This window comes from Paracoccus endophyticus (assembly GCF_003286075.1).
Classification (GTDB): Bacteria; Pseudomonadota; Alphaproteobacteria; order Rhodobacterales; family Rhodobacteraceae; genus Paracoccus; species Paracoccus endophyticus.
The window spans coordinates 106,331-125,145 of the sequence record NZ_QLUV01000004.1; the positions used below are offsets into that span (position 1 = coordinate 106,331).

General features: G+C 69.8%; 20 protein-coding genes. 9 read left to right on the forward strand and 11 right to left on the reverse strand.

The window, feature by feature from the left end:
• Nucleotides 1-7: 7 nt before the first annotated feature.
• The 4 genes from DPQ23_RS06845 to DPQ23_RS06860 all read right to left on the reverse strand — a co-directional run bounded on the left by DPQ23_RS06845 (nucleotide 8) and on the right by DPQ23_RS06860 (nucleotide 4,162).
• A complete protein-coding gene (locus DPQ23_RS06845) occupies nucleotides 8-1,414 on the reverse strand; it encodes a pyruvate dehydrogenase complex E1 component subunit beta (RefSeq protein WP_112873958.1) in 1,407 nt (468 codons plus the stop codon).
• 12 nt (nucleotides 1,415-1,426) lie between these two features.
• Entirely contained in the window at nucleotides 1,427-2,449 is a 1,023-nt protein-coding gene (gene pdhA / locus DPQ23_RS06850) for a pyruvate dehydrogenase (acetyl-transferring) E1 component subunit alpha (protein WP_112873959.1), read from the reverse strand.
• Between the two features lie 76 nt (nucleotides 2,450-2,525).
• Nucleotides 2,526-2,819: an FtsB family cell division protein gene (locus DPQ23_RS06855; protein WP_112873960.1), complete on the reverse strand. Its 294-nt coding sequence runs from the start codon at nucleotides 2,817-2,819 to the stop codon at nucleotides 2,526-2,528.
• Between the two features lie 26 nt (nucleotides 2,820-2,845).
• Nucleotides 2,846-4,162, reverse strand: coding sequence for an acetylornithine deacetylase/succinyl-diaminopimelate desuccinylase family protein (locus DPQ23_RS06860; RefSeq protein ID WP_112873961.1), 1,317 nt, complete (start codon nucleotides 4,160-4,162; stop codon nucleotides 2,846-2,848).
• 118 nt (nucleotides 4,163-4,280) lie between these two features.
• Here DPQ23_RS06860 and DPQ23_RS06865 point away from each other — a divergent pair, with 118 nt between their 5' ends.
• The 7 genes from DPQ23_RS06865 to DPQ23_RS06895 are packed head-to-tail and all read left to right on the forward strand — an operon-like array spanning nucleotide 4,281 to nucleotide 11,076.
• On the forward strand, nucleotides 4,281-5,360 hold the full coding sequence (locus DPQ23_RS06865) for a coiled-coil domain-containing protein (RefSeq protein WP_112873962.1): 1,080 nt from the start codon (nucleotides 4,281-4,283) through the stop codon (nucleotides 5,358-5,360).
• Nucleotides 5,361-6,491 carry a hypothetical protein gene (locus DPQ23_RS06870; RefSeq protein ID WP_112873963.1) on the forward strand — a complete coding sequence of 377 codons (1,131 nt, stop codon included), beginning with the start codon at nucleotides 5,361-5,363 and terminating at the stop codon, nucleotides 6,489-6,491. It abuts the gene before it with no gap.
• Nucleotides 6,491-8,419: an AAA family ATPase gene (locus DPQ23_RS06875; protein WP_420818569.1), complete on the forward strand. Its 1,929-nt coding sequence runs from the start codon at nucleotides 6,491-6,493 to the stop codon at nucleotides 8,417-8,419. Before DPQ23_RS06870 ends, DPQ23_RS06875 begins: the two co-directional genes overlap by 1 nt.
• On the forward strand, nucleotides 8,416-8,706 hold the full coding sequence (locus tag DPQ23_RS06880; protein WP_112873965.1) for a hypothetical protein: 291 nt from the start codon (nucleotides 8,416-8,418) through the stop codon (nucleotides 8,704-8,706). Before DPQ23_RS06875 ends, DPQ23_RS06880 begins: the two co-directional genes overlap by 4 nt.
• Nucleotides 8,703-10,106 (forward strand): DUF6638 family protein, encoded by a 1,404-nt coding sequence (locus tag DPQ23_RS06885; protein WP_112873966.1) that lies wholly within the window; start codon nucleotides 8,703-8,705, stop codon nucleotides 10,104-10,106. The genes DPQ23_RS06880 and DPQ23_RS06885 overlap by 4 nt, the downstream gene beginning before the upstream one ends.
• Nucleotides 10,097-10,375, forward strand: coding sequence for a hypothetical protein (locus tag DPQ23_RS06890; protein WP_112873967.1), 279 nt, complete (start codon nucleotides 10,097-10,099; stop codon nucleotides 10,373-10,375). Before DPQ23_RS06885 ends, DPQ23_RS06890 begins: the two co-directional genes overlap by 10 nt.
• Before the next feature lie 11 nt (nucleotides 10,376-10,386).
• Nucleotides 10,387-11,076, forward strand: coding sequence for a DUF1523 family protein (locus DPQ23_RS06895; RefSeq protein ID WP_112873968.1), 690 nt, complete (start codon nucleotides 10,387-10,389; stop codon nucleotides 11,074-11,076).
• Between the two features lie 8 nt (nucleotides 11,077-11,084).
• On the opposite strand, the gene DPQ23_RS06900 is transcribed toward DPQ23_RS06895, so the two are convergent.
• The 5 genes from DPQ23_RS06900 to fabD all read right to left on the reverse strand — a co-directional run bounded on the left by DPQ23_RS06900 (nucleotide 11,085) and on the right by fabD (nucleotide 14,323).
• A complete protein-coding gene (locus DPQ23_RS06900; RefSeq protein ID WP_112873969.1) occupies nucleotides 11,085-11,618 on the reverse strand; it encodes a sugar O-acetyltransferase in 534 nt (177 codons plus the stop codon).
• An 8-nt stretch (nucleotides 11,619-11,626) separates the two neighbouring features.
• Nucleotides 11,627-11,995: an SUF system Fe-S cluster assembly protein gene (locus DPQ23_RS06905; protein WP_112873970.1), complete on the reverse strand. Its 369-nt coding sequence runs from the start codon at nucleotides 11,993-11,995 to the stop codon at nucleotides 11,627-11,629.
• 158 nt (nucleotides 11,996-12,153) lie between these two features.
• Nucleotides 12,154-12,390 (reverse strand): acyl carrier protein, encoded by a 237-nt coding sequence (locus tag DPQ23_RS06910; RefSeq protein WP_112873971.1) that lies wholly within the window; start codon nucleotides 12,388-12,390, stop codon nucleotides 12,154-12,156.
• Between the two features lie 174 nt (nucleotides 12,391-12,564).
• Nucleotides 12,565-13,302 (reverse strand): 3-oxoacyl-ACP reductase FabG, encoded by a 738-nt coding sequence (gene fabG / locus DPQ23_RS06915; RefSeq protein ID WP_112873972.1) that lies wholly within the window; start codon nucleotides 13,300-13,302, stop codon nucleotides 12,565-12,567.
• A 91-nt stretch (nucleotides 13,303-13,393) separates the two neighbouring features.
• Nucleotides 13,394-14,323 (reverse strand): ACP S-malonyltransferase, encoded by a 930-nt coding sequence (fabD, locus tag DPQ23_RS06920; RefSeq protein ID WP_170310766.1) that lies wholly within the window; start codon nucleotides 14,321-14,323, stop codon nucleotides 13,394-13,396.
• Between the two features lie 123 nt (nucleotides 14,324-14,446).
• Here fabD and DPQ23_RS16060 point away from each other — a divergent pair, with 123 nt between their 5' ends.
• Nucleotides 14,447-15,793 carry a cytochrome b/b6 domain-containing protein gene (locus DPQ23_RS16060; RefSeq protein WP_112873974.1) on the forward strand — a complete coding sequence of 449 codons (1,347 nt, stop codon included), beginning with the start codon at nucleotides 14,447-14,449 and terminating at the stop codon, nucleotides 15,791-15,793.
• 78 nt (nucleotides 15,794-15,871) lie between these two features.
• On the opposite strand, the gene ndk is transcribed toward DPQ23_RS16060, so the two are convergent.
• Complete coding sequence (gene ndk / locus DPQ23_RS06930; RefSeq protein WP_112874112.1) at nucleotides 15,872-16,294, reverse strand: nucleoside-diphosphate kinase; 423 nt, start codon at nucleotides 16,292-16,294, stop codon at nucleotides 15,872-15,874.
• 123 nt (nucleotides 16,295-16,417) lie between these two features.
• Entirely contained in the window at nucleotides 16,418-16,624 is a 207-nt protein-coding gene (locus DPQ23_RS06935) for a cold-shock protein (RefSeq protein ID WP_112873975.1), read from the reverse strand.
• Between the two features lie 220 nt (nucleotides 16,625-16,844).
• Here DPQ23_RS06935 and DPQ23_RS06940 point away from each other — a divergent pair, with 220 nt between their 5' ends.
• Nucleotides 16,845-18,692 carry an ABC-F family ATP-binding cassette domain-containing protein gene (locus DPQ23_RS06940; RefSeq protein ID WP_112873976.1) on the forward strand — a complete coding sequence of 616 codons (1,848 nt, stop codon included), beginning with the start codon at nucleotides 16,845-16,847 and terminating at the stop codon, nucleotides 18,690-18,692.
• The last annotated feature ends 123 nt before the right edge of the window (nucleotides 18,693-18,815 follow it).

An 18,815-nucleotide genomic window follows, 5' to 3' on the forward strand; every position in this document is an offset into this window, starting at 1 on the left:
CGCCCCCTTACCGATAGGTCACTTTGCGGACCGCCTCGACCACCTCGGCCGCGGTGATCAGGGCCAGCTTTTCCAGGTTGGCCGCATAGGGCATCGGCACGTCCTTGCCGGTGCAGTTGATGACCGGCGCGTCCAGCCAGTCGAAGGCGTGTTCCATCAGATACGCGCTGATGTGGTTGCCGATGGACCCGACGGGGAAGCCCTCCTCGACGGTGACGCAGCGGTTGGTCTTCTGCACCGATTTCAGCACCGTCGCATAGTCCAGCGGGCGCAGGGTGCGCAGGTCGATCACCTCGGCCTCGATCCCGTCCTTCGCCAGCGCCTCGGCGGCCTCAAGCGCATGGGCCATGCCGATGCCGAAGCTGACGATGGTGACGTCGCGGCCCTTGCGGGCCACGCGGGCCTTGCCGAAGGGGATGGTGAAATCCTCCATCTGCGGCACGTCGAAGCTGCGGCCGTAGAGGATCTCGTTTTCCAGGAAGATCACCGGATTCGGGTCGCGGATCGCGGTCTTGAGCAGGCCCTTTGCGTCGGCGGCGGTATAGGGCATCACCACCTTCAGCCCCGGGATCGCCGCGTACCACGCGGCATAGTCCTGGCTGTGCTGGGCGCCCACGCGCGCCGCGGCGCCGTTCGGGCCGCGGAACACCATCGGCGCACCCATCTGGCCGCCCGACATGTACAGCGTCTTGGCCGCCGAGTTGATGATGTGGTCGATCGCCTGCATGGCGAAGTTGAAGGTCATGAACTCGACGATCGGGCGCAGGCCGCCGAAGGCCGCGCCGACGCCGATGCCGGCAAAGCCCATTTCGGAAATCGGCGTGTCCACCACCCGGCGGGGTCCGAAGCGGTCGAGCAACCCCTGGCTGATCTTGTAGGCGCCCTGGTATTCGCCGACCTCCTCGCCCATCAGGAAGACGGTCTCGTCGCGCTCCATCTCCTCGGCCATGGCCTCGCGCAGCGCCTCGCGCACGGTCATCGGCTTGACGGTCGTGCCCTCGGGCCAGTCGGGGGCTTCGTCGGGTTCGGGGGTGCTGACCGCCTCGACCGCGGATCTGGCGGCGGCGGGCGCGCGGTCGGGGGCCTCGCCCGTCTCGTCGCGGCTGGCCTCGCCCTTGCCGGGCTGGGCCGCGGGTTCCCGTGCGGCAGCAGGGGCGGCATCGGCGGACTCGCCGTCCTCGAGCAGGGTGGCGATGGGGGTGTTGACCTTCACGCCCTGCGTGCCCTCGGCCACCATCAGCCGGCCGATGGTGCCTTCGTCCACGGCCTCGAACTCCATCGTGGCCTTGTCGGTCTCGATCTCGGCCAGGATATCGCCGGATTTCACCGTGTCGCCTTCCTTGACCAGCCATTTGGCCAGCGTCCCTTCCTCCATCGTGGGGGACAGGGCAGGCATCAGGATCTCGGTTGCCATAGCGGTCCCCCCTCAGGCGTCGGCATAGATGTCGGTCCACAGCTCGTCGGGCTGCGGCTCGGGGCTTTGGCGCGCGAAATCGGCGCTGTCGTTGACGATGTCCTTGATGTCCTTGTCGATCGCCTTCAGGTCGTCCTCGGTCGCATGGCTGCCGGTCAGCAGCAGGGAACGCACGTTCTCGATCGGGTCGCGCTCGTCGCGCATCTTCTGGACCTCCTCGCGGGTGCGGTACTTGGCCGGGTCCGACATGGAATGGCCGCGATAGCGATAGGTCATCATCTCAAGGATATACGGACCCTTGCCCGCGCGGCAGTGGGCGACGGCCTTTTCGCCCGCGGCCTTGACGGCCAGCACGTCCATGCCGTCCACCTGCTCGCCGGGGATGCCGAAAGCCTCGCCCCGGCCATACAGCGTCGTCGATTTGGTGGACCGCTTCATGCTGGTGCCCATGGCGTACTGGTTGTTCTCGATCACGAAGATGACCGGCAGGTCCCACAGTTCGGCCATGTTGTAGGTCTCGTAGACCTGGCCCTGGTTGGAGGCGCCGTCCCCGAAATAGGTGAAGGTCACGCGGCCGTTGCCCAGGTACTTGTCGGCAAACGCCAGCCCGGCGCCCAGCGGCACCTGCGCGCCCACGATCCCATGGCCGCCATAGAAATGGCGCTCCTTGGAAAACATGTGCATCGAGCCGCCCTTGCCCCTGGAATAGCCCCCCTCGCGGCCGGTCAGCTCGGCCATGACGCCGCGCGCCTCCATCCCGCAGGCCAGCATGTGGCCGTGGTCGCGATAGCTGGTGATGCGCTTGTCGCCTTCCTCGGCGGCGGCTTCCAGGCCCACGACGACGGCCTCCTGCCCGATGTACAGGTGGCAGAAGCCGCCGATCAGGCCCATGCCGTAAAGCTGGCCGGCCTTTTCCTCGAACCGTCGAATCAGCAGCATGTCGCGGTAGAGTTTCAGCAGCTCGTCGCGGGACACGTTCGGCTGCGCGCCCCCGTCCGACGGGCTGTCGCCTGGGGCAGAAGGTTTCCTGGCCATGCAGTTCCTCCGGGTGGTGGGATAGTTCAACGTTGAACTAGTTCTAGGCACCGGATGTGCAGGGCGGCAAGCCGATTCAGCGCACGATCAGCTCGTCGGCGCGAACCAGCCCCAGGACGTCGCGCGCACGCTCGTCCAGCAGGTCGAGGTCGAGATAGTCGTCCGACAGGCGGCGGGTCAGGTTGCGCATCTGGTCCACCTCGGCCCGCAGGGCGTCGCGCTGGCGGATCAACTGCTCGGTCTCGGCCTGCAACTGGACGCGCCTCAGCAGGCCCGACGGTCCCTGAACGGCGGCAAAGGCGAAATACAGCCCCAGCAGCAGCATCACGAAGAAATAGACAAGCGCGCTGATCGGCAGGCTTCTGGTCATGGCATCCGTTCCGTCGGGTGGCCGCGTCATGCCACGCCTGCCGCGTGAAGGGAATCGGTCCTGGCGTGCGCCCCCGCGCCCAGCAGGTCGTCCAGCACCAGCGCCATGACCCCGGCGCTGTCGATCATGTCGCCGACGCCGATCCATTCGTCGGGCTGGTGCGCCAGATCCAGAACGCCCGGTCCATAGGCGATGCAGTTCTTCAGCTTGCCGATGCGGTCGATGTGCTTCTGGTCGTAGGTGCCGGGACTGACGACATACCCCGCCTTGCGCCCCAGCACGCGTTCGATGGCCGCGGCCGTGGTGCGCACGACCGGCGCGTCACGGTCGGTCATCGAGGGGACCACCTCGAACAGGTCGCGGATCTCGTAGGAAAAGCTGGGCCGTTCGGCCCGGACGCGCTCCATCATGTCGCGGACCTCGCGCTTGACCTCGGCCAGGTCCTCCTCGATCAGGAAACGGCGGTCGATCACGATCCGGCAGCGGTCGGGAACGCAGGGCGCGGGCAGGCCGGTATAGTCCGCCTGGGGTTCGCGCGCGCCCCCATGGATCGAGTTGATGTTCAGCGTGGACGACCGCGCGCCCGACGGGATCACCGGCATGGCCGTGTGCTTGCCCGCCAGCAGCGGGAACAGCGTGCGTTCCATCTCGTCGATCACGGCGCCCATGTGGCGCACGGCGCAGTCGCCCAGGAACGGCATCGAGCCGTGGGCGATGCGGCCGTGCGTCTCGATCTCGGCCCACCAGACGCCGCGGTGGCCCAGGCAGATGCGGTCCTTGTGCAGCGGCTCGGGGATGATGACGTGCTGCACGTCCGCGAACCGGCCCTGCCCGGCCAGGTACGCCACGCCGCCGAAGCCGCCCGATTCCTCGTCCGCGGTGGCGCTGATCTCGACCGTGCCGGCGTGGTCGGGAAAGGCCTCCACGAACGCCTCGGCGGCGATGATGCTGGCGGCCATCCCCCCCTTCATGTCGCAGGCGCCGCGGCCATAGATGCGGTCGGCGCCTTCGTCGTGTTCGGCGGCGAACGGGTCGCGGGTCCAGCCGTGGCCCACCTCGACCACGTCATGGTGGCTGTTGAAATGCACGCAGTCGCCCGGCCGCCCGCCGCGATGGCGCGCGATCATGTTCCAGCGGGGATGGGCCTCGCTGTCGCCGGGTGTGCCATGGGCGCGGATCAGCTCGACCGTCCAGCCCTGCGCCTGCATCCGCGCGGCAAGATAGTCGCAGATGACGCGATAGTCCCGGCCCGGCGGGTTCAGCGTGGGGATGCGGATCAGGTCCTGCGTCAGCGCGATCAGGTCGGCGCGCCGCGCGGCGATGGCAGAGGTCAGGATGTCCATGGCATCCATGCTAGGGGGCGCCAGCGGGCACTGCAATCGGGCGGATGCGGCCTGCGGAACCCCCCTTGATCGGCGGGGGTTTTCACCCCGACAACAGCGGTGCATAGCGGAGCATACCATGGCCAGCCTCGACCAGCAGATCACCGACAGCCAGAAGCAGGTGGCGGTCACGCAGGACAAGATCGCGCAGGTCGGGACCACGCTGGACCGCCTGGCCCGCGCCGACGCCGCCGCCGCGGCACCCGCGCTGGACATCGCCAATGCCACGCTGGCCGAGGTGCACAAGCACAGCGAGGCGATGAACGCCAACATCGCCGAGCTGATCATGGGCCTGGACGACGTGACCGCGGGGTTCAGCAAGGACTTTGAACAGATGCGGTCCAAGACCGGCTGGGAAAGCCTTGTCGGCATCTTTGCGCGCGGCAAGTCCGAGGCGATGCGCCAGGAACGCCTGCGGACCGCGTCGATCGACGACAAGCTGCAGGACCTGATCTCGAAGTCGGACGTCATCACGCGCCTGCTGCAGGGCCAGCTGGACGTGCTGAACGACCAGAAGGCCAAGGTCGAGGCGAACCTGTCCCAGACCCTGGCCGAGCGCGAGGAGGCGGTCGCCACCCTGGAATCGCTGCGCGAGCGGATCAGGGCGATGGACCCGCAGCTGATCGATCTGGAAAACCGCATCGCCGCGACCACAGACCCCAGCGACCGCACCCGGCTGGAAACGGAGCTGGCCAACGCCAACAAGGACCACAACGCGCTGGTGCAGGACGAACAGGTGGCGCTGGCCCGGTCGCAGACGCTGGAACGCTATATCGAGGCCGGCAAGACCTGGGTGGACAGCCTGCAGAACCAGGCGGCCACGCAGATGGTGCTGATCAACAAGCTGCAGACCGACACGCGCCAGCGCGTCGTGCTGTATGACGCGCTGACCAAGTCGCTCAAGACCGCCCAGCAGCAGGACGTGGCCCACCGGATCAACGAGATCGGCGTCAAGACGGATCAAGAGGCGCAGACCGCCATGGCCGGGATCGGGGCCGCGACCAACGACCGGATGGCCGACATGCTCGAGGCGCACGGCGAGCACATGGTCTTTGCCCGCAAGGTGCTGGAGGAGAAGGCCCGCGCCGACGAGCGGTTCGCCCGCCGATTCGCCGAGATCGTCGAAAAGCACGACAAGAACCTGTACGGCGGGCAATAGGTGACGGACGCCCAAGGCCTTGCCGCCGACCACCGGGCGATTGCCGACGACCTGGTCGCGCGGGCCTATTTCCTGCAGTTGCGCCGGATCGCGGGCGCGCTGACGCCCGCGCTGGCCGAGATGGTGCGCGATCGCCTGTTCTCGGGGACCGACGTGCAGGTCATCGACGGCTACCTGCGCGCGCTGCTGGCCAGCGCGCAGGCGTTGTCGATGAAATACCTGGTGGCCGGGCGTGTCGAAGGGCCGCTGCGCCGCGCCCTGACCATCGACATCCACGATTCGGGCTTTCCCGTCTGGCAAGAGATCGCGCAGACCGCCGCGGATGCCGCGCAGGCCGGCGAGGAACTGGCCCGCACCCCCACCGCCGCCACGATCAAGGACGACATGATCCGCCAGATCGTCGGCGACCTGACCCATCCCACCCGCCTGCAATACGCGCTGTCGCAACGGATGTATTACGAATCACTGGCCGCCGGCGGGCTGTTCTGGCCGCAGATGCACCCGCAGGCGCTGGGGCTGGGCCAGCAGGGGCACCGCCGCCGCTGGCTGATCCACTGGGGCATCTACGACAGCCGGCAGAACCTGCCGGTCGTGTATCTGATGGACTGCGACGACACGGGACGCCGCCCCTTGCCCGACGACGCCAGGCGCTGGCCCGAGGCGCGCGCGCATCTGCTGGCGCAGTCGGTGGGCGAATTGCAGTTGCTGACGATCGCGCAGGGCTTTGACCGCGATTTCGACACGCTGCACCCGCAGCGGCTGCGGCGGCTGACGCTGGGGCCGATCCATTCGCGCGAGTTCACCGTGCAGGAAGGCCCCATTCGCCAAGTGCTGGAGGACGCGCGCGCCGAACCGGGGCAGGACTGGGCCCTGGCGCTGACGGTCGAGGACCTGCAGTCCGACCGGGCCGAGATGGAATCCGCGGGGCTGTTCACCGTGACCGAGCGCCAGATCTGGCGCATCGACCCGCTGAACCAGCACGGCGCGGGGCAGGGGACCACGGCGGCGCAGCGGCTGCTGGTGATCCCGCAGCGCCCCTATCAGGCGCTGGCGCGGCTGGACCCGCCCGGCTTCCGCGGCATCCGCAAGTATGTTCCCGGCCCCGACGGCCGCGTCCTGGGGTTTGGCTGATGGACACGCGCGACGAAATGGAATTGCCCGAGCCGAAGATCCGGGCGCAGTATCCCCAGGCGCTGGCGCTGCTGACCGGGTTCGACCACGCCCCCCGGCTGGCGGCGGCGGCGGCCCCCGCCGCGCTGCCGGAACGCTCGCCCGGCGTGCCGCGCGCCTCGCGCTTTCGGTCCACCACGCCGGGGCTGGCGGGGCTGCCCGCGCAGCGGCCCGGCGCCGTGCGGCTGATCGAGCGGATCGAGCGGACGGGCGGCGATGACCTGCCATCGGCCGCCGCCGCGACGGTGCTGCGGGTGTTGCGCCGGGCGCTGGCGATCGCGCTGGCCATGGGGGACGAGACGGCCGCGCGGTCGGGGGCGGCGGAACTCAAGCGCGCGAACCTGGAAAACCGCCTGCCCGCCGAGCGCCGCAGCGCCTTCGCCGACCTGCTGGCCGCCGAATCGCTGGCGGTGCTGTCGGTGCTGGCCAACGCGACCGCCTTTCTTCTGGCCGAGCACGCCGCCGCCGAGGCGCCCGACATCGGCGGCGTCGACGAGATCCTGACCGACGCGCCCCATGTCGCACTGCAGGGTGCGCTGTGGGAACTGGACGCCAAGCTCGCCGCCCACGCCGCCGACGACGCCACGCTGGTCGCCGTCACGCTGGCCTGGGCCGAGGCGCTGGCCGCCGCGGTTGCCGCACGGGCCGAGGCCGCACCCGCGACCGCGGCCTTCACCGGCGCGCGGTGGCGCGTGGCCGCCGACGACCTGCCGATCGCGGGCTTTGCCCCCGCGACCCGCGCCCGCGGCAAGCCCGTGCAGATGGCCTTCAAGCGCCCCGAGGAGGTGGTCGGCAACGCCATCGCCAAGCATCAGGCGATGCGCTTGGCGCGGATGCTGGTCGCCTATGACTTCGACCGGCGGATGAACCCGTTCGTGGAGCTGGGCGGCTTCATCTTCACCTTTCTGGGCGACGGGCGGCCGGGGACGGGCAAGACCACGCTGATCCAGATGATGGCGGGGCTGGTCAACGACTATTGCTCTGTCGCGGGCTATCCGTTCCGCTATCAGAACCTCGGCATCGACAACGTGGACAGCTATCAGGGCAAGTCGGGCCAGAATGCGCGCGCCTTCGTGGATGCGGTCATCGACCCCGCCGTGATCGGTTTCGGCACCATCGACGACATCGACCAGGTCGCGGGAAGGCGCGGCGACCGGCAGTCGTCGTCCGGCCAGCAGGAGATCACGGCCGTCCTGATGGACGCCTTTGCGGGCGCCGGAACGGTGGTGCGCGGCAACGCGACCTTCGGGATGTTTTCCAATCACGCCGAGTCCATCGACGAGGCGCTGCGCCAGCGCGCAGGCGCGCGGTTCCTGATCGACGGGCCCAGGACGCAGGCCGACTACATCGACATCTTTGCGCTGCTGCTGGGCAAGCACCACGCCATCCCGGTGGGCGACCACGACCTGATGCGCGCGCAGCAGATCAAGGCGGCGGTGCGGCAGGGCTATGCCGGCCACGACCGCCCCACTGATGCCGCGCTGGCGGCCATCTGGGACGAGGTGTCGGCCCGGCTTGGCCCCATGGACACGCTGGCCGACATCGGCGCCTATCTGCACGCCATCGCCCAGGCCGAACCGCGGTTCACCGGCCGGGCCGTCAAGAACATCACCGACGCCATCAAGACCCGCGCGATGGACTTCGACATGCCCGACGAGTGGTTCGAGACGCCCGAGCCGTTCCTGCACCAGCCCTATGCCCGCAAGCTGGACATGATCGCCGCCCTGCGCCAGCCGATCACCCCCGCGATGGTCGTGCAGGAAATCAACCGCTATGCCGACAGCGAATGGCGCTATGCCGAGACGGCGGACGAGCGCGCCATCGACGAGGCCGTTCGGGGGATGGAGCGCATGGCCGAGGCGCAGCGCCGGTTCGGGGGGGGCGCATGATTCTGATCTGTCTGGCCGGGCTGGCAGTGCTTTTGGCGAGGTTTGGCTGGGGCTTGTACTTGCGCCTTACCGGCGGCGCGTCAGGCGGCAGCGCATTGGTCAAATCGGTCGCCCTGACCGGAGTTCTGGCGGTGGCGCTTGGCTATGTCCTGGCCTGGGCAATCGGCGCGCTTGAGTATCCGAGTGGCGGGCCGTTTGTCGGACTGGTGTTTGCTGTCCTGACGGCGATCTTCTGGTTCCCGGTGCTTGTCATGGCCGCTCGCTCCGCTACGAGGCGCCGGCCATGAAACTGCTGATCGAACGCGGCCTGATGTTCGGGAACCTGATCCGGGTGGACAGCCCGGCGTGGGTCGCGCTCTACAACCGTGCGCTGGAAAAGCTGACCGGCAGGACCACGGCGCTGGCCGAGTTCCACATCGACCTGACGGGGCTGTCGCCCGAGGTGGGGGATGAGCTGGGCGATCTGGACTATCTGAATGCCGCCGGCGGCAACCGCCAGTTCATCCTGCTGACGACCGAGCAGAAGACCGCGCCCATGCTGGCGGCGGACCTGTCGGTCTATCGGACCATCCTGCGCCGCTTTGTCGCCGACAACGAAAGCCAGCTGTTCAGCCTGACCGCGCGCGACGCGGTGATCGGCGAGATCGACGATCAGGTCTGGCAGGTCGCCCAGCCCGCCGACCTGCTGGACATCCGGCAGGTGCGCATCACCGCCGACACCACCGGCAACCACGTGGCCGAGGCCGACCGGCTGACCGCCATGATCGACCGCTTCCGCAGCCAGCCGGACGCGTGGTGGGACGACGTGCTGATCGCCCAGATGATCGAGCAGGCCAGGAAATCCGGCGACGTGATCCGCAACCCGGTGCGGCTGGCGCACACCAGTTTCGACGTGCCCGATTTCTGGACGCCCGGGTTCGGGGGCGTCTATGTCATCCGCTCGGCCCGCGAGCCGGCCGTGATCTTTGCCGACGCCGCGCAGCGCACGCCGCTGCCCGGGGTGCGGGTGATGACGCTGGACGACCGGCACGACATCGCGGGCTGGCTGGCGCGCCAGGGGCTGGCCGAGCCCATCGCCGGCGCGGCCGGCGCCGATGCCGCGGCGGTGCTGCGCCAGAAGATCGACTTCATCCTGGTGGACGCGGCGACGCGGGCGGGAATCGATCCGGGCGACGGCACCCGCGCCAGCCTGCGCCGGGCCGCGGCGCGGCTGGACCCGGCCGCGCTGCCGGCCGAATTGCGCGGCCTGTCGGCGATCCTGCGCTATGTCGAAAGCGGGGGCGACTGGCCCGCCATCGATTCCAGCGATCCCGCCTATTTCCATGCGCTGCGCGGCAGCGCGGGGCCCGCCCGCGATCTGGTCAACCAGCTGCTGACCGAGCTTGCCCCCCATGACGTGCGCGCGTTGTTCATCCTGAACAAGCCGCTGTTCTATCGGCTGTATCAGGGCTGGGACGCCCGCAAGCAGGCCTATGTGGCCGACCAGCTGGCGCGCGAATACCAGATCGACAAGCAGGGCACGCGCGATGCGCTGTTCGGCCCCGAACCCGGCATGGCCGAGACGCCGGCGCCGCCCGCCCAGCCCGCCGCGCCCTGGGGGCCGGCGCGGGTGCGGCTGACCGAACAGCCCGCCGCGGGGCCGTGGGGCGCCGCGCCCAACGCCCGCAGGGGGCGCCCATGGGCCTGATCCGGCTGGCGGTCGTCGTGCTTGCCATCGAGGCGCTGTTCTATGGGCTGATCTCGGTCTATGTCCGGTCCTTGCGGCGCGAGGCGCTGGAGGAGGCCTGGGCGCGGCGGAACCCCGACCGCCCCGGCGACAGCCCGGACCGGCGCCGGTTCGTGCGCCTGGCGATGGCCGGGTTCCGCCGCAGCCTGGCCCGCCGGCTGATCGGGCTGGTGTTCGTTCTGCCGACGCTGGCGATCATCGTGGTCGTCTGGCTTGTGAACTACGACTGAAGGAGAGTTCGATGCGAACGGTTCAGGTGGTTCTGGGGGTTGCCTTCGGCATCCTGGTGTTCCTGTTTCTGGACTATGCGCTGCCCTCGCGCGAGACGGTGCGGATCACCAACACCTACAACAAGCTGACCGACATCGGCTGGAACCGGATCTTCTATGCCGCGGCCGACACCGGCACGGTCGAGAACCTGCAGGGCCAGCGCGACATCCGGTTCATCGACACGGTGCGCCCCAACGGGCGCCCGCTGGTCTTTCGCAACGAGGACACCGGCACGATCTGGCCGCCGTATTTCAAGTACGACAGCTCGAACCTGCACGCGGTGGCGGGGGACATGAAGTCCACGTCCGACAATCCCCGGTGGGTCAACATCACGTCCTACGGGTGGCGCGTCTCGTTCCTGTCGATCTATCCCAACGCGATCTCGATCCGCCTTGTCGCGGGTCCGGGGGACGAGCCGATGAACTGGCCGGCGATGGTGGTGCTGGCCATCCTGGGCGCGCTGCTGTTCCTGTTCTGGCGGATGTGGAACCAGTTCCGGGAACGGTCCATCGCCCCGATGGTCAGCCGCGCTGACCGGGCCATCGACCGCGCCGACGCGCGCATGGACAGCGCCCGCGACCGCGTGGCGGCCGAGACGCGGCAGGCGCGCGGCCGGTTCACGGGGTGGCTGGGCACCTGGCGCGGCAAGCCCCGGCGGTAAGCGGCATCTTAGCGCAGCGGCCGGGCCGGGTTGCCCGCGACGGTCGCGCCTGCGGCCACGTCGCGCGTGACCACCGCGCCCGCGCCGATGATCGCACCCGGCCCGACGCTGACGCCGGGCAGGAGGATCGCCCCGCCGCCGATCCACACGTCGTCCCCGATCGTCACGGGGCGGCCGGATTCTTCGCCCGTGGCGCGGCGGGCGGGGTCGCGCGGGTGGTCGGCCGTCAGGATCTGCACCTGCGGTCCGATCTGCACCCGCGCCCCGATGCGGATCGGGGCCACGTCCAGGAACACGGCGGAGAAATTGACGAAGCAGCCCGGCCCGAAATGGATGTGGCGGCCGTAATCGACATGGAACGGCGGCCGGATCACCGCGCCGCCCCAGGTGCCCAGCAACTCCCCCAGGATCGCCGGGTCGTCGCCCTCGATGGTGGCGTTGTATCGGCGCAGCAGGCCCTGGGCACGGCGGCGCAGCGCGACCAGCACGGGATCGCCCGCGTCATAGGGGCGGCCCGACAGCATGTCGTCCAGCGCGCCCATTTGGTAGCTTACATGAAGCCGAGTTCCAGCCGGGCCTCGTCGCTCATCATCTCCATCCCCCAGGGGGGCTGGAACGTCATCTCGACATCGACCTGGCGCACGCCGGGCAGCGGCTCGACCGCGTCGGCGACCCAGCCCGGCATTTCGCCCGCGACCGGGCAGCCCGGGGCGGTCAGCGTCATCACGATGCGGACCGCGTTCGTTTCATCGATGGCGATGGTGTAGATCAGCCCCAGGTCGAAGATGTTGACCGGGATCTCGGGGTCATAGACGGTCCGGCACGCCTCGACGATCGTTTCGTAAAGCGGATGGTCCGTGGTGGACGGCGCGATCAGGGGCGCCCCCTCCAGCATCGGCTGGGTCTGCGGCTGGTTCATCGGTCTGGTCCCGTGCATAGCTGACGGTTTATATAGGGCATCAGCGCGCCCGCGAAAAGACCGTTCGACGCCGCACGCCCGCCGCGACGCGATGTGGCGCAGATGAAAACGGCGCCCGCAGGGGGCGCCGTCAGGCAGGGGCAGGGGCTGGGGGCCGATCAGGCGGTCGCGCCCTGGATGAACTTCACCGCGTCGCCGAAGGTCTGGATGGTCTCGGCGGCGTCGTCGGGGATCTCGATCCCGAACTCTTCCTCGAACGCCATCACCAGCTCGACCGTGTCGAGGCTGTCGGCCCCCAGGTCGTCGATGAACGAGGCGGTCTCGGTGACCTTGTCCTCTTCGACGCCCAGGTGCTCGACCACGATTTTCTTCACGCGATCAGCGATATCGCTCATGTCTCGTTCCTCACTAACGGGCAATCCGCCCGGAATGCAGCCGGCACAGGATCCGGCGACAGCCGCGGGCGGTTCCCTGCGGCCTCGGATTCGGGGGATACAGCACCGCCCGCACCCACTGCAACCGCTTTCGCGCGCCGCTTTCGGGCCCGTGCAAGGGGGCGCGGGCGCGTTTCAGATCATCGCCATGCCGCCGTTCACGTGCAGCGTGGCGCCGGTGACATAGCCGGCCGCCGGGCTGGCCAGATACAGGACGGCGGCCGCGATGTCGTCGGGCGACCCCATGCGCCCGGCCGGGATCTGGGTCAGGATGCGGCCCTTCTGCTCGTCGGTCAGCGCGTCGGTCATCGCGGTCTGGATGAACCCGGGCGCCACGCAGTTGACCGTGATGCCCCGGCTCGCCACTTCGGACGCAAGGCTTTTGGACAGGCCGACCAGCCCGGCCTTGGCCGCGGCATAGTTGGCCTGGCCGGGGTTGCCGGTGGTGCCCACGACGCTGGTGATGCTGACGATCCGGCCCCAGCGCGCCTTCATCATCCCGCGCAGGACGCCCCGCGCCAGCCGAAAGGACGAGGTCAGGTTGACCGCGATCACCTGGTCCCATTCATCGTCCGACATCCGCATGAACAGGTTGTCGCGGGTGATGCCGGCGTTGTTGATCAGGATGTCCACCGACCCCATCGCTTGCGCCGCCTGCTTGGGCAGGGCGTCCACCGCCGCCGGGTCCGACAGGTTGGCCGCGACGACATGGGCGCGCTCGCCCAGGCGCTCGGCCAGGGCGCGCAACGGCGCCTCGCGTGTCCCCGACAGGGCCACGCTGGCCCCCGCCGCGTGCAGGGCCGCCGCGACCGCCCCCCCGATCCCGCCCGAGGCGCCGGTGATCAGTGCGGTCTTTCCGGTCAGGTCGAACATGGCTTGGCCCCTGCTGAGTTGTCGGGCGCGCCTTAGCACGCGGCGCGGCAGGCGGAAAGCGGCCCGCCGGCGCCCGCGCGCGCCGCCCCCGTCAGGCCTTGAGCGCGGCGATGTCCTCGGGCGTGCCGATGGCGCGGGTCCGCGCCTCGGGGGCGATGCGGCGGATCATGCCCGACAGCGCCTTGCCGGCGCCGATCTCCCAGAACTCGACCACGCCGGACTGGACCATGCAGCCCACGGATTCGCGCCAGCGCACCATGCCCGTCACCTGCTCGACCAGCAGGCGGCGGATGGCGCCGGGTTCCGTCACCGGCTCGGCCCGCACGTTGGCCACCAGGGGCACGGCGGGCGCGGCGATCTCGACGCCTGCCAGCGCCTCGGCCATGACCGCCGCGGCGTGCTGCATCAGCGCACAGTGAAAGGGCGCGCTGACCGGCAGCATCAGCGCCCGCTTGGCGCCGCGTTCGCGCGCCAGCGCCGCGGCGCGTTCCACCGCCGCCACATGGCCCGAGATCACCACCTGGGCCGGGTCGTTGTCATTGGCGGCCTGGCAGACCTCGTCCCCGGCCGCATCGCGGGCGATCTGGTCCACGGCCTCGAGGTCCAGCCCCAGGATCGCGGCCATTGCGCCCTGGCCCACGGGCACCGCCTCCTGCATGGCGGTGCCGCGCAGGCGCAAGAGCCGCGCCGTGTCGGGCAGGCTGATCGCGCCTGCCGCGCACAGGGCCGAATACTCGCCCAGCGAGTGACCGGCGACGAACGACGCGGCCTCGATCCCCCAGCCCTCGGATTCCAGCGCCCGCATAGCCGCCATCGACGTCGCCATCAGCGCCGGCTGGGCGTTGCGGGTCAGCGTCAGGGTGTCGGCGTCCCCCTCCCAGATCAGCGACGACAGGTTTTCCCCCAGCGCCTCGTCCACCTCGTCGAACACCGCGCGTGCGGCGGGATAGGCCTCGGCCAGGGCGCGGCCCATGCCGATGGCCTGCGCCCCCTGTCCAGGAAATACGAATGCCCGCATCAGTCCCGTTCCTTTTTCAGATCAGATCGGGGATAACGCGCGCGCCCCTGTCAGGCAACAGCGCCCCCGCACGGGTCCCTGGCGCGCCCCGCCACCGGCCCCGCCCCACGCAAGGATGACGCCATCATGTCCCAGCATGCCTCGCCGCGCGGCTACGACGGTTTCCACCGGCTGCTGCACTGGACCATCGCCCTGCTGATCCTGGCTGCCATGGCGCTGGGGCTGTACGCCAACAGCCTGCCGCGCGAGGGGCAGGACGCACTGGCCGCCATCATCGGGCTGTTCTCGGTCCACAAGACCGTGGGCGTGGCCGTCCTGCTGCTGGTGCTGGTGCGCATCCTCTGGGTGACGACGCGGCCGCATCCGCGCCCGCTGCACCCCGGCCGGCGGCTTGAGACGCTGGTCGCGGACACGGTCCACTGGGCGCTTTATGGCGGGATGGTGCTGATGCCGCTGACCGGCTGGCTGCTGCATTCCGCCGCGCCGGGCGAAGGGTTCGCCCGCATCCTGTGGCCGCTGGGCCAGCGCCTGCCCGGGGTGCCGGTGGACGCAGCGCTGTCCGAGCGTTTCGCCGCATTCCATGAAACCGGCTGGCTGCTGCTGGCGGTGCTGATCGTCCTGCACGTCGCCGGGGCGGTCAAGCACGCCATCATCGACCGCGACGCCACCATGGCGCGCATGACCCATGGCCGCAACCTGCCCGAGCCGCCGCCCGACACGCGCCGGGCCCGGTGGCTGGCACCCCTGCTGGCGGTGGTGCTGTGGGCGGGCGTGGCCCTGGCCGTGCCCGACAAGGCCGCAGAGGACGCCGACGCCACCCCCGTCGCCGAGGCGGTGCAATCGGCGCCCGCCGCCCCCTCCGGGGCCGAAACCCCGGCAGACACCGGCGCGCCCGCACCGCCCGAGGCACCACCGGCAAGCCCCACAGTTCCTGCGGCCGCGCCCCCCACGGCCGCTGCTGCGCCCGAGGCCGCCGCCACGGCCGCCTCGGCGCCCGCCTGGTCGGTCCGCTCCGGCACCGTCTCGATCACGGTCAAGCAGGGCGGCGCGCCGGTCACGGGCCAGTTCGGCACCTGGACCGCCCAGATCACCTATGACGAGGCGACCGGCACCGGGCGCGTCACCGCCGATGTCGATGTGACCTCGCTCAGCCTGGGGGCGGTGTCGTCCAACGCGACCGGCCCCGATTTCCTGAACGCCGCCGCCTTTCCGCAGGCGCGGTTCGAGGGGGCGATCACCCGCACCGATGCGGGCGGCGCGGCGCATCAGGCCACCGGCACGCTGACGATCGCGGGCGTGACCCGGCCCGCGACCCTGCCGTTCGACCTGACGATCGAGGGGACGACCGCCACGGCCCGCGGCACCCTGGCCGTGGACCGGCGCGATTTCGGGGTGGGCAAGGGCTATGCGGACGAGACGACCGCCGGATTTGCGGTGCCGGTCGCGATCGAGCTGACCGCCACGCGCGACTGAGCGCGGCGCAACCGCATGAACGGAAACGGGCCGCCCCGGCAGGGACGGCCCGATCGGCAGGGGCAAGGCCTGGGGCGATCAGCCGACCAGTTCCAGCCCCGAGAAGAAGAAGGCGATTTCTTCCTTGGCGGTGTCCGGCGCGTCGGACCCGTGGACCGAGTTCTCGCCCATCGACAGCGCGAACTCCTTGCGGATGGTGCCGGCATCGGCATTGGCCGGGTTGGTCGCGCCCATCACTTCGCGGTTCTTCGCGATGGCGTTCTCGCCCTCCAGCACCTGCACGACGACAGGCTCGGACGCCATGAACTCGACCAGCTCGCCATAGAAGGGGCGGTCCTTGTGGACCTCGTAGAACTTGCCGGCCTGCGCGGGCGACAGGTGGATGCGCTTTTGCGCGACGATGCGAAGGCCGGCGTCCTCGAACTTGGCATTGATCTTGCCGGTCAGGTTGCGGCGGGTCGCGTCGGGCTTGATGATCGACAGGGTGCGTTCGACGGCCATGATGTCCTCGTGGTGTTTGCGGTTGGGCGGCGCGGTATCATGGCGCGGGCGCAAGGGAAACCGTGCGGACATGAAAAAAGGCAGCCCCGAGGGGCTGCCTTTCAACGTCGGTCCGGCCTGAAATCAGGCGAACTTGATGTTGATCGCGGATTCGCGGCCGTCGCGGCCGGTTTCCAGGTCATAGGTCACGGCCTGCCCGTCAGCGGGGGCCTGCAGACCGGCACGCTCCAGCGCCGAAACGTGCAGGAACACGTCGCGCTTGCCGCTTTCCGGCTGGATGAAGCCGAAGCCTTTGGTGGTGTTGAACCATTTCACGGTGCCGTTGGCCATCGTGAGATCTCCTTCAGAATGCCGTCCACATCATGTGACGGCCCGGCGTAGTCAGAGAAAGCAGACTGAAGCCGTAAAGGAGACAGCGCAGATAGCCTAACGTCGCCACAAACAGATAGGACGGCAGGGCCCGACACGCAAGCGGCTTGTGGAAAGAATCAGCGCGATCGTGCGGAACCCGCCCATTGACCCGGGCCGACCGCTGCGGCATGGCCCCCCCATGCTGCGGATCGACGACATCTCTTATTCCATCGCGGGGCGCCCGCTGTTCGAACACGCCTCGGCCGTGATCCCGGATGGGCACAAGGTCGGGCTGGTCGGGCCGAACGGCGCGGGCAAGACGACGCTGTTTCGCCTGATCCGGGGCGAACTGGCGCTGGACGGCGGCGACATCCGCCTGCCCGCGCGGGCGCGGATCGGCGGCGTGGCGCAGGAATCGGCGGCGTCCGGCGCCAGCGTGCTGGCGACCGTGCTGGCCGCCGACCGCGAGCGCCACGCCCTGCTGGCCGAGGCCGACACCGCCGCAGATCCCCACCGCATCGCCGAGATCCAGACCCGGCTGGCCGACATCGACGCCTGGTCGGCCGAGGGGCGGGCGGCGTCCATCCTGCAGGGCCTGGGGTTCCCGGCCGCCGACCAGGCGCGGCCCACGTCGGATTTCTCGGGCGGGTGGCGGATGCGGATGGCGCTGGCGGGCGTGCTGTTTGCGCAGCCCGACCTTTTGCTGCTGGACGAGCCGACGAACTATCTGGACCTGGAAGGCGCGCTGTGGCTGGAGGGGTATCTGGCCCGCTATCCCCACACCGTCATCGTCATCAGCCATGACCGGGGCCTGCTCAATCGCGCGGTCGGCTCGATCCTGCATGTGGAAGACCGCAAGCTGACCCTGTATTCCGGCGGCTACGACAGCTTTGCCCGCATCCGGGCAGAGCGCCGCGCCCTGCAGGCCGCCGAGGCCAAGAAGCAGGAGGCCCGGCGCGCCCATCTGCAAAGCTTCGTGGACCGGTTCCGCGCCAAGGCCACCAAGGCCACGCAGGCCCAGTCGCGCCTGAAGGCGCTGGCGAAGATGGAGCCGATCACCGCGCCCGGCGAGGCGAAGTTCCACCGCTTCACCTTTCCCCAGCCCGACGCGCTGTCGCCGCCCATCGTGGCGATGGACGACGTGTCCGTGGGATACGGCGACCGGCCGGTGCTGCGGCGGCTGACCCTGCGGATCGACCAGGACGACCGCATCGCGCTGCTGGGGCGCAACGGCCAGGGGAAATCGACGCTGTCCAAGCTGCTGGCGAACCGGCTGGCCCCGATGGCCGGCAAGGTGTCGCAGTCGTCCAAGCTGCGCGTGGGCTATTTCGCCCAGCACCAGGTGGACGAGCTGGACCTGGCCGAGACGCCCCTGACCCATGTGCGCCGGCTGCGCCCGGCCGAGACCCCGGCCCGGCTGCGCGCGCGGCTTGCGGGCTTTGGCCTGATGGAGGCGCAGGCCGAGACCCGCGTGGCCTCCCTGTCGGGCGGGCAGAAGGCGCGGCTGTCGCTGTTGCTGGCGACCATCGACGCGCCGCATCTGCTGATCCTCGACGAGCCGACGAACCACCTGGACATCGAATCCCGCGAGGCGCTGACCGAGGCGCTGAACGACTATACCGGCGCGGTGGTGCTGGTCAGCCACGACATGCACCTGCTGGAACTGGTGGCCGACCGGCTGTGGCTGGTGGCCGACGGCACGGTCGCGCCCTATCCGCACGACCTGGAAACCTATCGCCGGTCGCTGCTGACCGCGGACGAGCCCGAGCGCCCCAAGGACCCCCCCAAGCCCGCGCCGAAAAAGCCCGGCCGGGACGAGATCCTGGACCTGCGCGCCGAGGTCCGCCGCGGCGAGGAGCGGGTCGAGAAGCTGACGGCGATGCTGGGCAAGATCCGTGCGAAGATGGCCGATCCCGCGCTGTACAACGACCCGCACGAGGCCGAGAAATGGGGCCGCAAGCACGCCGAGGCCACGGCCGCGCTGCCCCGGGCCGAAGAATTGTGGATGCAGGCGCTGGAGCGGCTGGAGGCCGCGGAGCGGACCTGATCGTCCCGGCGGCGGGCGTTGGCATGCTGCGCGCTCGTGAAAGCAGTCCGGTTTGGGCGCAGGCAAGCCTGATCGCCGGCGGCCGTCGCCCGATTCCCTTGACATCCCGAACCGCGCGACCGC